At 72.4% G+C, this 16,964-nt stretch carries 13 protein-coding genes; 8 read left to right on the top strand and 5 right to left on the bottom strand.

What is annotated here, in order from left to right; translation table 11 throughout:
• Positions 1 to 106: 106 nt before the first annotated feature.
• From ACFC09_RS00965 to ACFC09_RS00975, 3 genes are all read left to right on the top strand, one after another.
• Positions 107 to 1,933 (top strand): putative T7SS-secreted protein, encoded by a 1,827-nt coding sequence (locus ACFC09_RS00965; RefSeq protein ID WP_376522439.1) that lies wholly within the window; start codon positions 107 to 109, stop codon positions 1,931 to 1,933.
• A gap of 71 nt (positions 1,934 to 2,004) precedes the next feature.
• Entirely contained in the window at positions 2,005 to 2,298 is a 294-nt protein-coding gene (locus tag ACFC09_RS00970; protein ID WP_376522441.1) for a WXG100 family type VII secretion target, read from the top strand.
• Between the two features lie 76 nt (positions 2,299 to 2,374).
• Positions 2,375 to 6,760, top strand: coding sequence for an FtsK/SpoIIIE domain-containing protein (locus tag ACFC09_RS00975; RefSeq protein ID WP_376522816.1), 4,386 nt, complete (start codon positions 2,375 to 2,377; stop codon positions 6,758 to 6,760).
• A gap of 269 nt (positions 6,761 to 7,029) precedes the next feature.
• On the opposite strand, the gene ACFC09_RS00980 is transcribed toward ACFC09_RS00975, so the two are convergent.
• Positions 7,030 to 7,686 (bottom strand): hypothetical protein, encoded by a 657-nt coding sequence (locus ACFC09_RS00980; protein WP_376522443.1) that lies wholly within the window; start codon positions 7,684 to 7,686, stop codon positions 7,030 to 7,032.
• A 122-nt stretch (positions 7,687 to 7,808) separates the two neighbouring features.
• Positions 7,809 to 8,102, bottom strand: coding sequence for a hypothetical protein (locus ACFC09_RS00985; protein ID WP_376522445.1), 294 nt, complete (start codon positions 8,100 to 8,102; stop codon positions 7,809 to 7,811).
• Between the two features lie 142 nt (positions 8,103 to 8,244).
• Here ACFC09_RS00985 and ACFC09_RS00990 point away from each other — a divergent pair, with 142 nt between their 5' ends.
• Positions 8,245 to 8,952: a hypothetical protein gene (locus ACFC09_RS00990; protein ID WP_376522447.1), complete on the top strand. Its 708-nt coding sequence runs from the start codon at positions 8,245 to 8,247 to the stop codon at positions 8,950 to 8,952.
• 182 nt (positions 8,953 to 9,134) lie between these two features.
• Positions 9,135 to 10,715 (top strand): hypothetical protein, encoded by a 1,581-nt coding sequence (locus tag ACFC09_RS00995; protein ID WP_376522448.1) that lies wholly within the window; start codon positions 9,135 to 9,137, stop codon positions 10,713 to 10,715.
• A 189-nt stretch (positions 10,716 to 10,904) separates the two neighbouring features.
• On the opposite strand, the gene ACFC09_RS01000 is transcribed toward ACFC09_RS00995, so the two are convergent.
• Both ACFC09_RS01000 and ACFC09_RS01005 read right to left on the bottom strand, forming a co-directional pair.
• Complete coding sequence (locus ACFC09_RS01000; protein ID WP_376522450.1) at positions 10,905 to 11,588, bottom strand: ABC transporter ATP-binding protein; 684 nt, start codon at positions 11,586 to 11,588, stop codon at positions 10,905 to 10,907.
• On the bottom strand, positions 11,585 to 12,673 hold the full coding sequence (locus ACFC09_RS01005; protein WP_376522819.1) for an ABC transporter permease: 1,089 nt from the start codon (positions 12,671 to 12,673) through the stop codon (positions 11,585 to 11,587). The genes ACFC09_RS01000 and ACFC09_RS01005 overlap by 4 nt, the downstream gene beginning before the upstream one ends.
• A gap of 172 nt (positions 12,674 to 12,845) precedes the next feature.
• Here ACFC09_RS01005 and ACFC09_RS01010 point away from each other — a divergent pair, with 172 nt between their 5' ends.
• Positions 12,846 to 14,060, top strand: a complete 1,215-nt coding sequence (locus ACFC09_RS01010; RefSeq protein WP_376522452.1) for a sensor histidine kinase — start codon at positions 12,846 to 12,848, stop codon at positions 14,058 to 14,060.
• Positions 14,057 to 14,692 (top strand): response regulator, encoded by a 636-nt coding sequence (locus tag ACFC09_RS01015; protein WP_376522453.1) that lies wholly within the window; start codon positions 14,057 to 14,059, stop codon positions 14,690 to 14,692. Before ACFC09_RS01010 ends, ACFC09_RS01015 begins: the two co-directional genes overlap by 4 nt.
• A gap of 202 nt (positions 14,693 to 14,894) precedes the next feature.
• Here ACFC09_RS01015 and ACFC09_RS01020 read toward each other — a convergent pair whose 3' ends face one another.
• Complete coding sequence (locus tag ACFC09_RS01020) at positions 14,895 to 15,608, bottom strand: CBS domain-containing protein (RefSeq protein WP_376522455.1); 714 nt, start codon at positions 15,606 to 15,608, stop codon at positions 14,895 to 14,897.
• 430 nt (positions 15,609 to 16,038) lie between these two features.
• Between ACFC09_RS01020 and ACFC09_RS01025 the strand changes: the two genes are divergently transcribed.
• The gene (locus ACFC09_RS01025) at positions 16,039 to 16,905 is read left to right on the top strand and encodes a CBS domain-containing protein (protein ID WP_376522457.1); all 867 of its coding nucleotides are present in this window, start codon (positions 16,039 to 16,041) and stop codon (positions 16,903 to 16,905) included.
• Positions 16,906 to 16,964: the final 59 nt, after the last annotated feature.

Genomic DNA, 16,964 nt, shown 5'->3' on the forward strand with positions numbered 1-16,964 from the left:
GCCCGGCGAAAACGTTCGAAGCGATCGCGGTGTGAACCCTCTTGAAGCCCGGCCTCGTGTACCTGGCGAACACCGCATCTGTCAGGCACCGCACCGGGGGATCCTCATGGCACGTCGGCATTCCAGTCCCGAGGACTTCCGGCTGGTCGGCATGGACTCGGACCCGACGCCCGGCGACCCCGACCTCATCCAGGGTGTGATGCAGCGCTACCGGGACGTCGGTGACGCCGCGGAGAAGGCGCTGAACGTCCTGAAGAAGGACGGCACGATCTCGCAGGGCCGCGGGTCGGCGATGGACCAGTTGAAGGAGAAGATCGGCGACGATCTCCCCGACAAGCTGACCAAGACCATGACCTCGTACCACGACGCGGCCCAGGCGTACAGCGACTACATGCCGCGGCTGCGTGAGGCCCAGGACACCTTCGACCGGGCGGTGGACCAGGCGCAGGCCGCCGCACCGCGGGCGAACCAGGCGCCCACGGAACTAGGTGCGAACCCGACGGACGAGGAGAAGACCGAGGCCCGCCGGACACAGGACGCCATCGACGCCGGCAAGTCCGAGCTGAGCGCGGCCAGGAGCCTGGCGGAACAGGCCCGGACGATGCGGGAGAGCGCCCAGCGGCAGTGTGCCGACGTACTGGACCGGGCGGCGTCGGAGGCGATCCCGGAGCGGAACATCTTCCAGAAGATCGCCGACTTCTTCAAGGACTTCCCGTTCGTCCAGATCCTGCTGGCGGCTCTGACCGCCGTCGTGGCGGTGTTCTTCCCGGTGGTCGGCGCGCTCCTCGGGGGGGCATTGTTCCTCTTCAACCAAGTCGTCGCGAGTCAGACCGGCGGTATCAAGGCCGGTGACTTCGTGGTCGGCCTGCTCGGGATCGTCCCGGGCGGTTCCCTGCTGAAGCTGGGTGGCAGGGCGGCCGAGGCGATCGCGCCGGCCGCCGTGGCCGCCGTGAAGAACTCCGGTTTCATCGCCAAGGGCACCGGCTCGATCACCAGGATCGGCGACTCGCTCGGTGTCAGCAAGGTCGTCGGCGGTGTCCTCGCCAACCCCGTCGGCAACGTGGTCGCGGGCGTGACCGGCAAGTTCCTGGCCAACTCGGGTCTTGAGGCCGCCGCCAAGGCGGCCAACCACGACAAGATCACGGCCGCGGGCGTGTTCGCCGGGGCCGCGGCCGGAGCGGTGGCCGGAACCGCCTTCAAGGGAGGCATCGGAAGGATGGGAAAGAGCCGCGGGAACCCTCCGGTGGCGGAGGGCAAGGGCGGCCGGTTCGGCGACACCACGGACCCGGCGGCCGGGGACACCGTGGGCAAGCGGGCCGGCGACCAGTTGGGCGGCTTCGTCGAGGAGGGCGCCGGACTCGGGGCCAAGATCGGCGTGGGCGTCGCCCAGGGCGGCGACCCCAACGAGGTCGCGGCCGGCGAGATCGCCAACTCCGCTCCCAAGCTGGGCGTCGGGCCGGTCGGCAAGGCGGGGCTCGGCCGCGCGGTCGACGGCCTCAGCGACAAGATCCCCCTCAAGGGCAGCCCCAGGCCGCCGGCCAACCCGGCGAACACACCCCCCGGCCCCCAGCAACCGGCCCCGGTGGACCCGGCGGACGTACCCCTCCCGCCGTCCCCGACCACACCGCACCCGGCCACACCGCACCCGGCCACACCCACACCCACACCCACCCCGGTGAACCCCGCGGACGTACCGCTACCCCCCTCCCCCACCGCGTCACGGCCGCCGTCGCCGAACCCCGCCGACGTGCCGCTGCCGCCCTCGCCCACCCCCGCGGACGGCGGCGGTTCCCCGGGACGGCCCACCCTCCCGCCGATCGACACCTCCGGCGCGCAGCCGCACGGCGGTGGCGACTCGCCGTCCCCGTCCGGTGACGGGTTCGTCACGGCGCCGACGAGCCCCTCCGAGAGCCCGCGCGGCGACGGCCGCTAGCCGTCCGCGCACCCAGTCCTCCGCCCCTGAAAGGGACGGACCGCACCGAACAACCAGCAAGGAGTGCTCCCATGCCCAACTACAGCGTCAACTCGGACACCACCTCCTCGACCTCGCAGGCCCTCCTCAACGACTTCTCCCAGTTGCAGGACAAGCTCAACGAGGTCAAGGGCAAGATTTCCAACCTGCTCGCCGACGGCTACAGCACGCCGGCCGCCCAGCAGAAGTTCTCGCCGTTCTTCGACGAGTTCGCCAAGGGCTTCGAGCAGGTCAACCAGGGCTTGCAGGGGATCGGCCAGTACGTGAGGGCCGTCGGTGAGGCATTCGACCAGACCGACAGCCAGCTCGGCTCCAACCTCTCCTGACCCGACGGCCCGGCTCGCCGCCACGGCGGGCGGTGCGGCACCCACCTCCATTCGAGAAGGACGATGAGCAGTGCGATTGACCGTCAGCGTGCGTGACCCGCAGGTCGATGGGGTGTCGACCACCGTCGCCGTGGAGACCGAGCCGTCCGCGCCCACCGGCAAGTTCGCGGCCGAACTGGCCCGCGCCGTCGGCTACGTGGGGGCTGCCGCCGAGGCGCCGTCCCTCTACGTCGGCCCGACCCCCGTCGACCCGGACACCACCCTCCGGGCCGCCGGTGTCCGCGACGGCATGGACCTCGGGCTCGGTGCTCCCCTGCCGCGGGAGCCCGAGCCGGAGGGCCGCACCGAGGTCCGGCTCGTCTCCGGACCCGGTGCCGGGACCGTCTTCCGGCTGGTCCCCGGCGACTACGACATCGGCAGCGGCCCACTGTGCCGCGTCCGGCTCGCCGAGGGTGCGCCCGCGCTCGCGGCCCGGACCCGGATACGTGTCGACGGCGGCGCCGAACTCCTCATGACCGACATGGCGTTGCTCGACGGCAAGCCCGCGCAGGCCCCCACCCCCTGGCGGGAGGGCAGCCAGCTCGCCGTCGGCGACATCCTGCTGGAGCTGAGTTCCGGTCCGGCCGCCCGCGCCCCGCTGACCCCCGCCCAGGACGGGCTGGGCCTGGAGTTCAACCGGCCGCCGCGGTTCCTGCCGCGCGCCGCGGGCGCGAAGTTCCGGTTGCCCACCCCACCGGTCAAGCCCGACAAGCGGCCCGTCCCGCTGCTGCCGATCCTGCTGCTGCCGGCCGGCAGTGCCGCCGTCGCCATCTTCGTCACCCACCGGTGGTCCTTCGTCTTCATCGCCCTGCTCTCGCCGATCGCCGCCCTGGTCACCCAGTTCGGCGGGCGCAAGCAGGCGATGCTCAAGTACCTGGAGAAGAAGGAGGAGTACGAGCGGTCCCTGGCCCGGGTGCGCGCCGACATCGACTCCGCGGTGCTGGCGGAGCAGCACGAGCTGCGCCTCTCGCTGCCCGACCCGGCCACCCTGCTCCAGATGGCGGCCCAGCCGTCCGAGCGGCTGTGGGAACGCCGCCGGCAGGACCCCGACTTCCTGTCCGTCCGCGTCGGCACCGCCGACCTGCCGTCCTCGATCAGCGTCGACGACCCCGAGCAGGACGAGCACCGGCGCAGCACCGTGCCGTCGCTGAACCAGGTGCCCGTCGCCGTCCCGCTGCGCAAGGCCGGGGTCACCGGCGTCGCCGGACCGGGCGCGACCCGGCTGGCCGGCTGGCTGACCGCCCAGGCCGCCGCCCTGCACAGCCCCACCGACCTGCGGGTCGTCGTCCTCGCCGGACCCGACGGCGAACGCGACTGGTCCTGGACCCGCTGGCTGCCGCACGCCCAGACACAGGGTGAGGACGCCTACGCCCTCATCGGCAGCACCGCCGAGTCCCTGGCCCGGCGCATCGGGGAACTCGGCCAGCTCATCGCCTCCCGGACGGCCGCCGGCCCCGACGCCACCCGCGGCGGCGCGGCCGGCCCGCCCGACGTCCTGGTCGTCCTGGAGCAGGCGCGCCGGGCCCGCTCGCTGCCCGGCGTGATCGCGCTGCTGCGGGACGGCCCGTCCGTGGGGGTCCACACCGTCTGCATCGACCGCGAGGAGCGGCTGCTGCCCGAGGAGTGCGGCGCCGTCGTCGTCACCGGGGCGGGCGCCACGACGTGCAGGGTGCGTACCGGCTCCGGTGCCGCGCTGGAGGACGTGCGCGGTGACTCGCCGGAGTCCGGCTGGTTCGAGCACTTCGCCCGCGCGCTGGCCCCGCTGCGCGGTGTGGGCGACAGCGACGAGGGTGCGTTGCCCGCCTCCGTACGCCTGCTGGACCTGCTGCGCGTGGAGCCGCCGACCGCGGAGGCGGTGGTGGCCGGCTGGTCGCTGGGCGGGCGCAGCACCAGGGCCCTGCTCGGTGTCGGTTACGACGGTGAGTTCGCCGTCGACCTGGTCCGTGACGGCCCGCACGCCCTCGTCGCCGGCACCACCGGCTCCGGCAAGTCCGAGCTGTTGCAGACCCTGGTCGCCACCCTCGCCGTGGTCAACCGGCCCGACGAGATGACCTTCGTGCTCGTCGACTACAAGGGCGGCAGCGCCTTCGCCGAGTGCGCCGACCTGCCGCACACCGTCGGCCTGGTCACCGACCTCGACACCCGTCTCGTGGAGCGGGCGCTCATCTCCCTCGGCGCGGAACTGCGGCGCCGCGAGACCCAGTTGGCCCGAGCCGGCGCCAAGGACGTCGAGGACTACCTCGACAAGCGCGCCCGCGGCGGCGACGTCCTGCCGCCGCTGCCGCGGCTGCTGCTGGTCATCGACGAGTTCGCGTCCATGGTGCGGGAACTGCCCGAGTTCATCTCGGGACTGGTGAACATCGCGCAGCGCGGCCGGTCGCTCGGCATCCATCTGGTGCTGGCCACCCAGCGTCCCGGTGGCGCGGTCACCCCGGACATCCGCGCCAACACCAATCTGCGGATCGCACTGCGCACCACGGACACCAGCGAGAGCCGCGACATCATCGACGCCCCCGACTCCGGGGAGATCTCCCCGGCCAACCCCGGCCGCGCCTACGCCCGGCTGGGCCCGTCGGCCCTGCTGCCCTTCCAGTCGGGGCGCGTCGGCGGCCGCCGGCCCGGCGTCCAGGACTCCGAGGGGACCGAGGTGAACGTCCGGGCGGAACCGTTGACCTGGCAGAACCTCGGTGGCCCGCGGCCGGCCGGTGGGGCGCGGGACGGCTCGGGCGCGGCACGGACCGAGGCGGTCACCGACCTGGCGGTACTCGCGGCAGCCGTCGCGCAGGCGGCCCGGCTCGCCGGTGTGCCGTCCCAGCCGAGCCCCTGGCTGCCGCCGCTGCCCGCCGTGCTCCCGTGGACGGTGCCGCCCGCGCCGCTGCCCACCGCCGAGCGGGCGGCAGCACTGCCGGTCGTGGAGTACGGCATGGTGGACCTGCCCGCTCAGCAGACCCGCGCTCCTCTGGTCCTCGACCTCGACCGGGCCGGCCATCTGCACATCGTCGGTTCGCCCCGCAGCGGACGCTCCCAGACCCTGCGCACCCTGGCGGCGGCGCTCGGCCAGGCCCACGGCGCCGACGACGTCCACCTGTACGGCATCGACTGCGGCAACGGCGCGCTCAACGCCCTGGCCGCGCTGCCGCACTGCGGGGCGGTCGTCGACCGGAACCAGACCGAGCGCCTGGGCCGCCTGCTGGACCGGCTCGGCGCCGAACTCACCGCGCGCCAGGGCCTCCTGGGCGCTCGGGGCACGGCCGACCTGGCCGAGCTGCGCGGCAACCAGGCGCCCGGGGAACGGCTCGCCCACATCGTGCTGCTGGTCGACCGGTTCGAGGTCTTCGAGCGCGAGTTCACCTCGTACGACAACGGCAGCTACATGGAACGCATGCTGCGTCTGCTGCGTGACGGGGCGGGCGTCGGCATCCACGTCGTCCTGGCCGGTGACCGGGTGCTCGGCAGCGGCCGGTTCTCCGGCACCACGGAGGACAAGATCGTCCTCAGGCTCAACGACCGGCAGGACTACTCCGGTGTCGGCGTCCCGACCAAGTCCGCGCCGTCCGACCCGGCACCCGGGCGCGGCATCCGCACCCAGGATCTGAGCGAGGCGCAGATCGCGGTGCTCGGCGCGGACCTGTCCGGCAGCGCGCAGGCCGAGATCCTGGCCGCCCTGGGCCGGGAGCTGACCGCACGCGAGTCCTCGGTCCCCGCGGCGCGGCGGCCGATCCGGCTGGACGTGCTCCCCGAACGGATCACGTACGCCGAGGCCCTGGCCCTGCACCACGGCGGCGGACCGATGCGGCCCCTGGTGGCCGTCGGTGGCGACACCCTGTCCGCGCTCGGCCCCGACCTGGCGGACGTGCCGACCTTTGTGGTCGCCGGGCCGCCGCGCACCGGCCGCAGCACCGCCCTGCTGACCGCGGCCGAATCGCTGCTGGCCGCCGGGACGGGCCTGATCGTGCTGGCACCGCGGCGCTCGCCGCTGCGGCAGTTGCGGGGACGGCCCGGTGTGGCCGTGGTCATCACCGACGCCGAGGTGCCGGCGGGTGAGTTCCGGCAGGCGCTGGGCCATGTGCCGGAGGAGCACGGTGTGATCGTCGTGGACGACGCCGAGTTGTTCATGGGGTCGGAGATCGACGCCGACCTCGCGGTGCTCGCCCGCGGCGGTGCCGGAACCGGCTGGGGTGTCCTCGCGGCCGGCAACGCCGAGTCGCTGTCGCTGAGCCTGGCCGGCTGGATGGGACAGGTGAAGCGCAACCGCACGGGCATGCTGCTCTCCCCCCAGGGACCGAGTGACGGCGAGGTGATCGGCGTGCGGCTGTCCCGGGGCGTCGTCGGGCAGGCTCCGCAGCCGGGCCGGGGCCTGCTGCACCTGGGCGACGGCACGCTGCGGACGGTGCAGGTGCCGTTCCTCGCAGCGGAACTCTGAAGCCGGGAGGTGCGCCTCCGTGTCCCCTCGGGGGCGCACTTCCCTCCCCGCCCGCAGGACGGATGAGCGGCTGGTCCTGCGGAGCGACGAAGGGCGGCCGGACCGTGGGGGTCCGGCCGCCCTTCGGCAGGTCGGACACCCCATGTCGGTTGGTGTCAAGCGGCCTGGCAGGCGCGCGAAGCGGCCAGGAGCGGGCGGCCTCAGCCGGTCGGCCCGAGCCAGGCGAGCCGGGCCGCCCGAGTCAGGCCGTTCGAGTCAGGCCGCCCGAGTCAGGCGGCGACGCCGTTGCCCGCGCCGCCTTCGTCGCCGTTCGCCGGGATCTGCACTCCGCCGTCCGTCACGAAACGGAACGTGCTGGTGATGGCGTCGAAGAGGTCGTACACCTCGTTCTTCAGCGTCAGGTTGGGGCTGGCGAGGGTGACCACGAGGAAGTCCTGGGTGCTGCCGGGCACCGGCATCATCGTGTGCATCGTCAGCAGCTTGACGTCGACGTCCCCGGTCAGCCGGGTCACCTCGGTGCCGGTGACCCGGGCCGCCGTGCCCACGTGGGGCACCCGTACCGAGGTGATGACCCGGTCCCGGGGTGCCGCACCGGTCGCCGAGGAGACACCGAGCCGCGCGGACAGCACGGGCAGGGTCAGTTCCTCGCCCTCGGGCGTGCTGACGGCGAACACCATGGCGTACGCCATGAACAGGCCCTCGGTGTACATGGTCGCGGTGCCGGCGGACAGCAGCGCGCCGTGCCGGCGGGCCGCCCTGCTCACCTCCCGGCCCTGCCGGAACATGTCGTTGATCCGTGCTTTGTGGCGCGGGTCGTCCGTCGAGGCCAGGGCCTGTGCGCGGGTCCTGGCCAGTTCCTCGCCGCTCAGGTCGACCTGCTGCCACGGATCCGGGATGTCCAGCAGAAAACGCTGTGCAGTGCTCATCGGTCGGCCGCCACTTCGTCCGTCGGGGAATGGTTCGGGGAATGGTTCGGGGGCTGGTTCGGGGAATGGTTCGGGGGCTGGTTCGGGGAATGGTTCGGGGGACTTGGGGGAACGGGGTGTGTTCATCCGCCGCTTCCGTCGTCGAGGTTCGACACCGCGTCCCGGTCGGTCTTCTCGAAGGAGTCCAGGATGGTGCCGATGGCGTCGCGGATGCCCTTCACCTGCTTCTGCAGTTGGTGCTTGCCGTCTTCCCACTTGTTCTCGAAGTTCTGGGCGGAACCGTGGGAGAGTTCGGGGCCGAACGCCGCGTCGAAGTCGAACGTGTGGTGTCCGATGTCGATGAAGTCCGCCACGAAGCCCAACATGTCCTGGGCCTCCTTCAACTCGCTCCCCGGGATGTTGACGTCCGACGCCACTGCGGTCCCCCGTTCCTGTGCGGTGAGGATTCGTCTCTCGGGGAACACGAGGCCACGGGGGCGGAGCGTTCACTTCCACGCGCGGTCCGGCCGATCCGCGGCGGCATTGAACCCTTGCCGGGGCCTGTCTCGTGTTGCAGGCATGAACCGGCTCCTCCCCCGCCTGCTGTCCGCCCGCGCCGCCGCTGGGCGCACCGCCGCACGCCGTGCCGCCGTCGCGTCCGTACTCGCCCTGTGCGGCGCGGCGAGCCTCGCGAGCTGCGGCAAGACGATCACCATCGGCGACAGCCCCGCCCCGGCCGCTTCGTCCCCCGCGCCGCCCGCCGCCTCGTCACCGGCCCCGGTGTCCGCTCCGGCCACGGCACCCGGCCAGGGCGCGGGCAACTCGGCGCTCCAGGTGGTCGACTCCACGGCCCAGGACGCCGGGCTCAGCGGCACCGGTGGGACCGTGGTCGGAGCGGCGGTCCAGGAGGCGCCGCCCAAGTGGGTGCAGTTGTCCGCGGTGACCTCGGCGCCGCTGTCCGCACCGCACCTCATCAACATCAACCAGGCGGCGCTGTACCGCTTCGACGACGACACGGCCGACCCGTCGCGGTCGGCCTGCAACGACGCCTGCGCGGCGAAGTGGCCCCCCGTGACCGTCCAGGAGGGCGGCAACGTCTATCTGGCGGGCGTGAACCCGAAGGCGGTGGGCGCCATCCGCCGGCAGGACGGCCAGGTCCAGATCACCGTGGGCGGACAGCCCGTCTACCGTTTCTCGGGCGACGCCAAGCCGGGTGACCTCAACGGTCAGGGACTCGACGGCAAGTGGTTCGCGGTGGGGCCGACCGGCGAGAAGGTGGCGGGTTAGCCGGGCTCGGGCAGGTGTGGGACCGGGTCCCGGCATCGGTTCTGTCACTGCCTGAGGTGTGGACCGAATGGCCTGCCACGACTGGCTCGGGCCGCCCCTCCATGTACGAATGAAGCGACCTCTGCGCCCCGGCTTGCGGTGGCCAGAGGCATACGTGCCGTACAGGGAGGATGGAGCCCGTGGTGGAAAAGGGTGGAAAGGACCCGTCCGGTGCAGAGGAATCCACGAAGCCGAGCAGACGAAACTTCGTCGCGGGAGCGACCCTTGGCGTAGCTCTTGCCTCAGCGGGCGTCTACGAGGTCATCGACAAGTTGGTCACCCCGCCCGAGCGGGCCCCCGCCGAGACCGGAAAACCCCTGCCGCCGGAACAGTACGCCCTTCCCGCACCACGGGTCATCAAGGACAACGGCACGGGCGTAGAAAGCAGCAACGGAACGATCCCCGTGCTGATTCCGCCGTTCCACGCCCATGTCATCACCGCGACGTTGAAGGTGGCGCCGAACGCGAAGGCGTTGCAGGAGGCACAGCACCACCTGGAGTCCGTCATCCAGGACCTGGAGAAACGTCTCCCACCCCCGCCCGGCGGCCTGGGCATCGTCGTCACCTGGGGGCTTCCCTATTTCGAGCACTACATCCCGAGCCTCGGGAAAAGCTCCGGGTTCTTCAAGGCGGGAACGCGTTACCCGGCCTACCTGCCGGTGGATCTGATGACGTCCAAACAGCAGGGCCGCACGATTTACGCGCTCCAGCACGCCCGAACGTATCCCAGTGACCAGCCGCCGCCCGGCTTCGGAGCCGTCCGGCTGGAGCAGAACCACGTGGCCGTGCTCATGCGCAGCGATTCGCTCGACCACATCATGGAGGGCACCAACACCCTGTTCGGGACGGGGCCCGGCCGGGCCGGTGATCTTTTCGAGGTGACCAGTATCCGAAGAGGCTTCACGGGCGGTGGCCACACCGGAAGGCAGTCGCTCGCGAGCAAACTCGCCCTTGAGGCCGGTCTGCCCGGAGCCACGTCCGTTCCGGAGCATTCTCCCCTCTTTCTCGGCTTCACCACCACACTCAAGTCCGCGGAGAGTTCCACCCCCGTTTCGAACCTGGAGACGCTGCCCGGCTACACCGACCAGTGGCCCAACGGCTACTTCAGGTACGGGACCGTCATGCCCCTCTCGCACCTGTACTCGGACCTGGCCACCTGGTACGGGGAAGGAAGTGCGGGAGCACAGGACTTCCCGGGATTCCCGGACCGGATCCGCGCGATGTACCAGCCGGGGCTGTCGGTCCCACAGGGCACCGTGACCGTGAACCCTCCCACCCAGAACGAGAACGACGTCTTCCAAGGAGTGAAGAACTCCGGCAGCTACGGTCACAACGGGAGCATGCAGCCGACGAACCGTTTGCAGAAAGCGATCAAGAGCAACTACGGCGTGACCTATCCGGCCACCACACCGGTGTCCAACCGTGGTGATTTCGCCACGCTGGACAACCCGTTCCACTACACCTCCGACCCGGCCGGTGATCACTACAGCTCCAAGAAAGCCGCCGGACTGCACTTCCTGATCTTTGTGCCGACGACTGAGACGTTCAACCGTATTCGCCTGGCAATGGACGGCTACTATCCCGACGGCAGAAGAGTCGACGACTTCTCACCACGCTCACCCAGAGCCGGGCTGAACGCGGTGGTCAACACGACCCACCGCCAGAACTTCCTGATCCCACCGCGCAGTCACCGTTCGTTCCCGCTCGCGGAGTTCCTGGGCTGATCAGGACCCGGCACGCGTCCACCCGCCGCCGGGCCGAGCGTCCTCAGCGCCGAGCAGCCGCCGCGTGCCGAACGGCGCGGGCGGCGGCACCGGCGGCCGGCACCTGGCACCGGGCACCGGGCACCGGGCACCGACCGATCGCGCGGCAGGGGCGAGGGCGGCGCCACGAACCGTTCGCGGACTGCTGTCTCAGCGCGTCGGTGCCGGTAGGCGGAGACGCCCGTCATGGACTTCGGCGATCCGGTCGGCGGCGGTGAGGTGGGTGCGGTCGTGGGTGACCAGGACGGTGGCGGTGGCCCGCTGGTGGGTGATACCGGCGATCAGGTCGATGACAGCGGCGCCGCGTTCCTGGTCGAGGGCGCTGGTGGGTTCGTCGACCAGGAGGACGGTGGGGTCGTTCATCAGGGCGCGGGCGATGCTGACGCGCTGCCGCTGGCCGCCGGAGAGCTGGTGGGGTCGGCGGCGGGCCTGGTCGGCCAGGCCGACCGCATCGAGAAGTTCCATGGCCCTGCCGTGGACTGCGCGGGGCCCGCGGCCGTCGATCCGGCCCATGACCTGGAGCTGTTCGACGGCGGTGAGGGAGGGCAGCAGGTTGGGTTGCTGGAAGACGATGCCGATCTTGCGGCGCCGCAGTTCGGTGAGCCGGCTGCGACTCATGCCGGTGGTGGCGGTCCCGTCGACGGTGACGGTGCCGGCGTCGGGGGTGATCAGGGTGGCGGCGACGGCCAGCAGGCTGGACTTGCCGGAGCCGGAGGGGCCGACCACCGCGGTCAGGCTGCCCCGCGGAACGTCCAGGCCGACCTGGTCGAGAGCGGTCAACCGGGTGTCGCCGTCGGGGTAGGTGAGGGTGACGTCGGTCAGGTGCAGGCTCATCGGGCGCTCCCCAGGGCGGTCAGCGGGTCGACGGAGGTGATGCGACGGACGGACAGGACCGCCCCGAGCACGCCGAGCGCGATCATCACCGCACCCGGGAGGAGGGCGGTGGCGGGAGTGAGGAGGAACGGCACCGCCGAGCCCGCCATGAGTGCCCCCAGGGCGGCGGCGATTCCGGTGCCCAGCAGGGTGCCGCCGGTGAGCAGGACGACGGCCTGGCCGAGGGCGTCCTTGAGCAGGCCCGCGGTGGGGGCGCCGAGTGCCTTGAGTACGGCGATGTCGCCGCTGCGCTGGATGGTCCAGACGGTGAAGAAGGCCCCGATGACGAGGGCGGAGATGGCGAACAGGAAGCCGCGCATCAGTTGCAGGGAGCCGTTCTCCGAGGTGTAGGAGCCGATCGCGGACAGCGAGTCCCCGGTGGCGACCGTCCTGGTGCCGGCCTGCTGGTCGGTGGCCGCCACGTCGGCGCCGGACGTGGTGTCCAGGGCGATGACGGTGGCGGCCGGTCCGGTACCGCCGCCGGTGGGCGGCGCGGTCTTCCGCCAGGTGTCCAGGCTGGTCCAGACGACCGGGGTGTGACTGAAGTAGGCGTCGCCCCGCACCGCGGCCACCTTCAGCCGCTGTCCGGCCAGGGTGAGGAAGTCCCCGGCCCCGACGGCGAGGTCGTCCGCGGCGCCGCCGGACAGCACCACCGACTCGTCGTCGATCCGGCCGCCGTCCGGGGCAAGGCGGGAGCCGGGCCGGACACCGAAGGCGGACACCCCGGTGCTCCGGTCCCCGGCGGTGGCCTTCGTGGCGCTGATCCCCAGTGGATCGGCGCTCTCGACGCCAGGGGCCATGGACCACTGCCGCCATTGCCGCACGGTGACGGCGGAGTCGGCGTACGACAGGTTCTGGCCACCGGCCGGAGCCTGGAAGGCGATCCTGTCGGCGGGCAGTGACGTGATCGCGGAGGTGTTCTGCCGGCCGAGTCCGGCCGTCAGCCCGGACAGCAGCCCGACCAGCAGCGAGATCAGTACGATGACGGCCCCCATCAGGGCGAAACGGCCCTTGGCGAACTTCAGGTCTCTCCAGGCGACGAACACGGCCTCGGCCTGCCTTCTCCAGCGGTGGAAGTGGTACGTCTCCACCGTCGCCGTCGGCCCCCGGTGAGCGCGTCCGGCGCAGGACGGCACTTCGCGGTCCGAAAGACGGGACGCGGGTTCCACCTTTCGATGGACGCCCCCGGGGTTCTGCCTTCGTAGCCTGGGAGGCACTGTGAACGCGACCGCCCCCACCCTGACCCCGACCACCCGGGTCCTGGCCTGGTGCCTGCACCTGCTCGTCATCGGCCTGCTCGCGCTGGCCGCCGGGCGGACCGTCGCCGACGGTCGGCCCCATGCCGGGCCGGTCGTCGCCGCCGCGGCGGCCTGCGCTCTGGTGTACGTGGCGGGCCCCGTGCTGCCGGGTGTACGCCGCTCGCGGCGGGCCGCCGCGCTGTGGCTGACCGCCGTGGGCGTCGTGTGGCTGGTGCTGCTGGCCCTGTCCCCGGACGCCGTATGGGTGGCGTTCCCGCTGTACTTCCTCCAGCTTCACCTGCTGCCCCGCCGTACCGGGATTGCCGCCGTGGCCGCCACCGCGGCCACGGCCGCGGTCGGCTTCGCCGCCCACCAGCACTCCTTCAGCCCGGCGATGGTGGTCGGTCCCGCGCTCGGTGCGGCCGTCGCGGTCGCGGTGGTGCGGGGGTACCAGGCCCTGTACCGGGAGAGCGAACAGCGCAGGCAACTGATCGAGGAACTCACCGCCACGCGCGCCGACCTGGCCGACGCCCAGCACGCCGCCGGCGTACTCGCCGAACGTGAACGCCTGGCCCGGGAGATCCACGACACCCTCGCCCAGGGCCTGTCCAGCATTCAGCTGCTGCTGCGGGCCTGTGAACGTGCCCTGCCCGACCGGCCCGACACCGCCGCCCGGCACGCGGAGGCAGCCCGGCAGGCCGCGGTGGACAACCTCGCCGAGGCCCGCCGCTTCGTCGCCGCCCTCACCCCGCCCGCCCTGGAAGGCACCACCCTGGCAGACGCCGTGGCCCGCCTGTGTGTCACCACCAGCGACCGCCACCGGCTCGCCGCCCGCTTCCACCTCGTCGGCGACGCCGCCCCGCTGCCGATCGCCCACGAGGTCGCCCTGCTGCGGATCGCCCAGTCCGCCCTCGCCAACACCGTCCGCCATTCCGGAGCCGTCGGCGCCGAGGTCACCCTCAGCTATCTCGGCGACCACATCGTCCTCGGTGTCGTCGACGACGGCCGCGGCTTCGACCCCGGCCGGCTCCCGGCCCCCGACGGCGACAGCGGCGGCTTTGGCCTGGCGGCGATGCGTGCGCGCGTGCACGCCCTCGGCGGCGCCCTGACCATCCGGTCCGCCCCCGGCCACGGCACCGCCCTGACCGCCCGGCTCCCCCTCACCCCGCACGTCGAGACCAGGACCCGCCCATGAACAGCGCTCCCATCCGCCTCCTCCTGGCCGACGACCATCCCGTGGTACGGGCCGGACTGCGCGCCGTGCTGGAGACCGAACCCGGTCTGGCCGTCGTGGCCGAGGCCGCCACCGCCGAGGACGCCGTCACCCGCGCCGCCGAAGGTGACATCGACGTCGTCCTCATGGACCTGCAATTCGGCGGCGGCATGGGCGGCGCGGAAGCCACCGCGCGGATCACCGCACGGCCGGGTGCCCCCCGCGTGGTGGTCGTCACCACGTACGACTCGGACGCCGACACCCTGCCCGCCATCGAGGCCGGCGCCACCGGCTATCTCCTCAAGGACGCCCCGCCCGAAGACCTGGCCGCCGCCGTACGCACGGCGGCCGTCGGCCGCACCACCCTCGCCCCCACGGTCGCCGACCGTCTCATGAACCGGCTGCGCGCCCCCGGCACCGCCCTGACCCGGCGCGAGACCGAAGTCCTCACCCTGGTGGCCGAGGGACTGTCCAACCAAGCGGTCGGCCGCCGCCTCCACCTCACCGAGGCGACCGTCAAGTCCCACCTCGCGCACGTCTTCACCAAACTCGGCGTCGAATCCCGCACCGCCGCCGTCGCCGCCGCGACCGGCCTCGGCCTCATCCGCCGCTGACCGGACGAGCGGGCCGTCCGGGTGCCTCGCACACTGTCGTACGCGGTGCGCGTCCCGACGACGGCCGCGGGCACCTCCGAGGGCACGGTCCGCGCACACGTCGACGACACGGAGGGCGGCCCGCATGGCTCCGCCCATCGACGGGCCGGTGAGCCGCTCCCCTCCCCGCCGTCCCCTCCGTGCCTGGTCCGGAGCGGGAGCGTCAGAGAAGTCGGCTCTCCGCGGTCCCCGGCCGATCCGGGTCGATGCCTGGCCGGGTCAGCGGACCCATGAGCGCGCAGTCGACGTCCACCACCCCTTCCACACTCCGTACCAGTCGCGCCATGACGGGCACGAGCGTGCTGTCCCGGACTCGGCCCGTCAGCGTCACGACGCCGTCGTGCACTTCGATGCGCAGCGGTTCGGCCGGCGGGACGAAAAGACGCTCGACGACATTGCGGCGTACGTCCTCGGCGATCTCCTCGTCGCTCCGCAGGAACACCTTGAGCAGGTCGGACCGGCTGACGATGCCCGTGAGTCTTCCCGCGCCGTCGACGACGGGCAGCCGCTTGACCCGGTGGTGGGCCATGGCCCGCGCGGCGCAGGCCAAGGTCGCGTCCCCGGTCACGGTGATCGCGGGCGTACTCATGAGCTGGTCGGCCGTGACCGCCCCGGCCTTGGCGGCGGGGTCCGCGCGGTCCGCCGCCGACGTACCGGGGTCCCGGTCGCCGTCGGCGTCCCGGGTCTCTTCCTTGGCCAGCAGATCGGCTTCGGAGACGACACCGACGACCCGCTGGTCGCCGTCCAGGACCGGCAGCGCGGTCACCTGCCATTCGCGCAGGGTCCTGACGATGTCCTTGAAGGACGCCTTGGCGCCCAGGGCGACGACCTTGCGGGTCATCACGTCGCTGACGGCGTACCGTCGGCCGCTCGTCATGACGACCTCCCGGGGTCTCGGATGAACTCGTCCACGTACTCCAGGCTGGGGCAGAACTCCACGGCAGGGATGGGCCGTGCGGCCCATCCCGGGGTGCCGCGAGGCTCCGCTGCGTCAGCCGTCCGGCTTTCTGCTCGCCGTCGACCGCTTCCCGGCCGCCTCCTCCCGGCCCACCTCCCCCCGGCCCGCCCCTCTTGATCACGTCGATCGGCTGTTCTTTCGGTGTCGCAGCCGCTGTTCTTTCGGTGTCACGGGGGGGCTGTTCGTTCGGTGTCCTGGGGGGTGGCTGTTCGTTCGGTGTCACGGGGGCTGTTTCCGCGCATCGGTCAGGGCCGCCGCGCCGTTCCACCAGGGCCGTTCGGCTCTTGGCAACGGACATGAGGGCGGAAGACTGGAACGGTAGGCAACTCGACCGAGCCCGGAGACTGCCGTGAACGAGCGCGAGAACTTCCACGCGGAGACCGAGACCCGGCGAACGCTGCCCGCCCGTCCCTTCAGCCCCGGCGAAACCGGACGGCAGGACATGCTGATCCGCTATCTGGGCGCCGTGGCCACGGCCGCGGTCCGGCACGCGCGCGCCGAGGAACAGGGCCGGCCGGCCGCCTCCCCACCGACGGCGCCCGCGTCACCGGCCCGGCAGGCTCCCCCGCCCGACACCCCGGCCACGACGGTGCGGGACGTGATGGACGTACCCGCGGCGTCCTTGCGCGACGGTATGCCGTTCCGGGACATCGCCCGGCTGCTGGCCCGCGAGCAGATCGGCGCGGCCCCGGTCGTGGACGCCCAGGACCATGTGGTCGGTGTCGTCTCTGAGTCCGACCTGCTGGCGAAGGTGGCCTTCGAGGCGTCCGGTCACCGGCCCGGCCCCATCGGGAGGCTGCGTGAGCGGCGGCTGCACGGCAGGTCCCGGGGCGAGACGGCGGCCGATCTGATGACGAGCCCCGCGATCACGGTGCTCCCGGGTGCGAGCGTCGCCGAGGCCGCGTGGCTGGCCGCGCTGTCCCGGCTGAAGCGGCTCCCGGTCACGGACCAGGACGGCCGCCTCGTCGGCGTGGTCCGCCGCAACGCGCTGCTGAACGCCCTCATCAGGGACGACGCCGCGATACGGGAGGAGGTCGAGGCGCGGATCGAAGCCTGCTGCCCGCCGGCCGACCGGAAGACGGTGGAGGTCGCCGTACACGACGGTGCCGTGCAGCTGACCGGACGGATGCCCGCGGCCACGACGGCCCGTCTCGTGGCCGAGGTCGAGAGCATCACCGATGTCGTGGAGGTGAAGAACCTCCTCACCACCGACTGACTCCGGCCTCCGCCCCGGACTCAGCCCCGGACTCAACCCCGGACTCCGGCGGCGCGCGG

This window comes from Streptomyces sp. NPDC056161 (assembly GCF_042268025.1).
GTDB lineage: Bacteria > Actinomycetota > Actinomycetes > Streptomycetales > Streptomycetaceae > Streptomyces.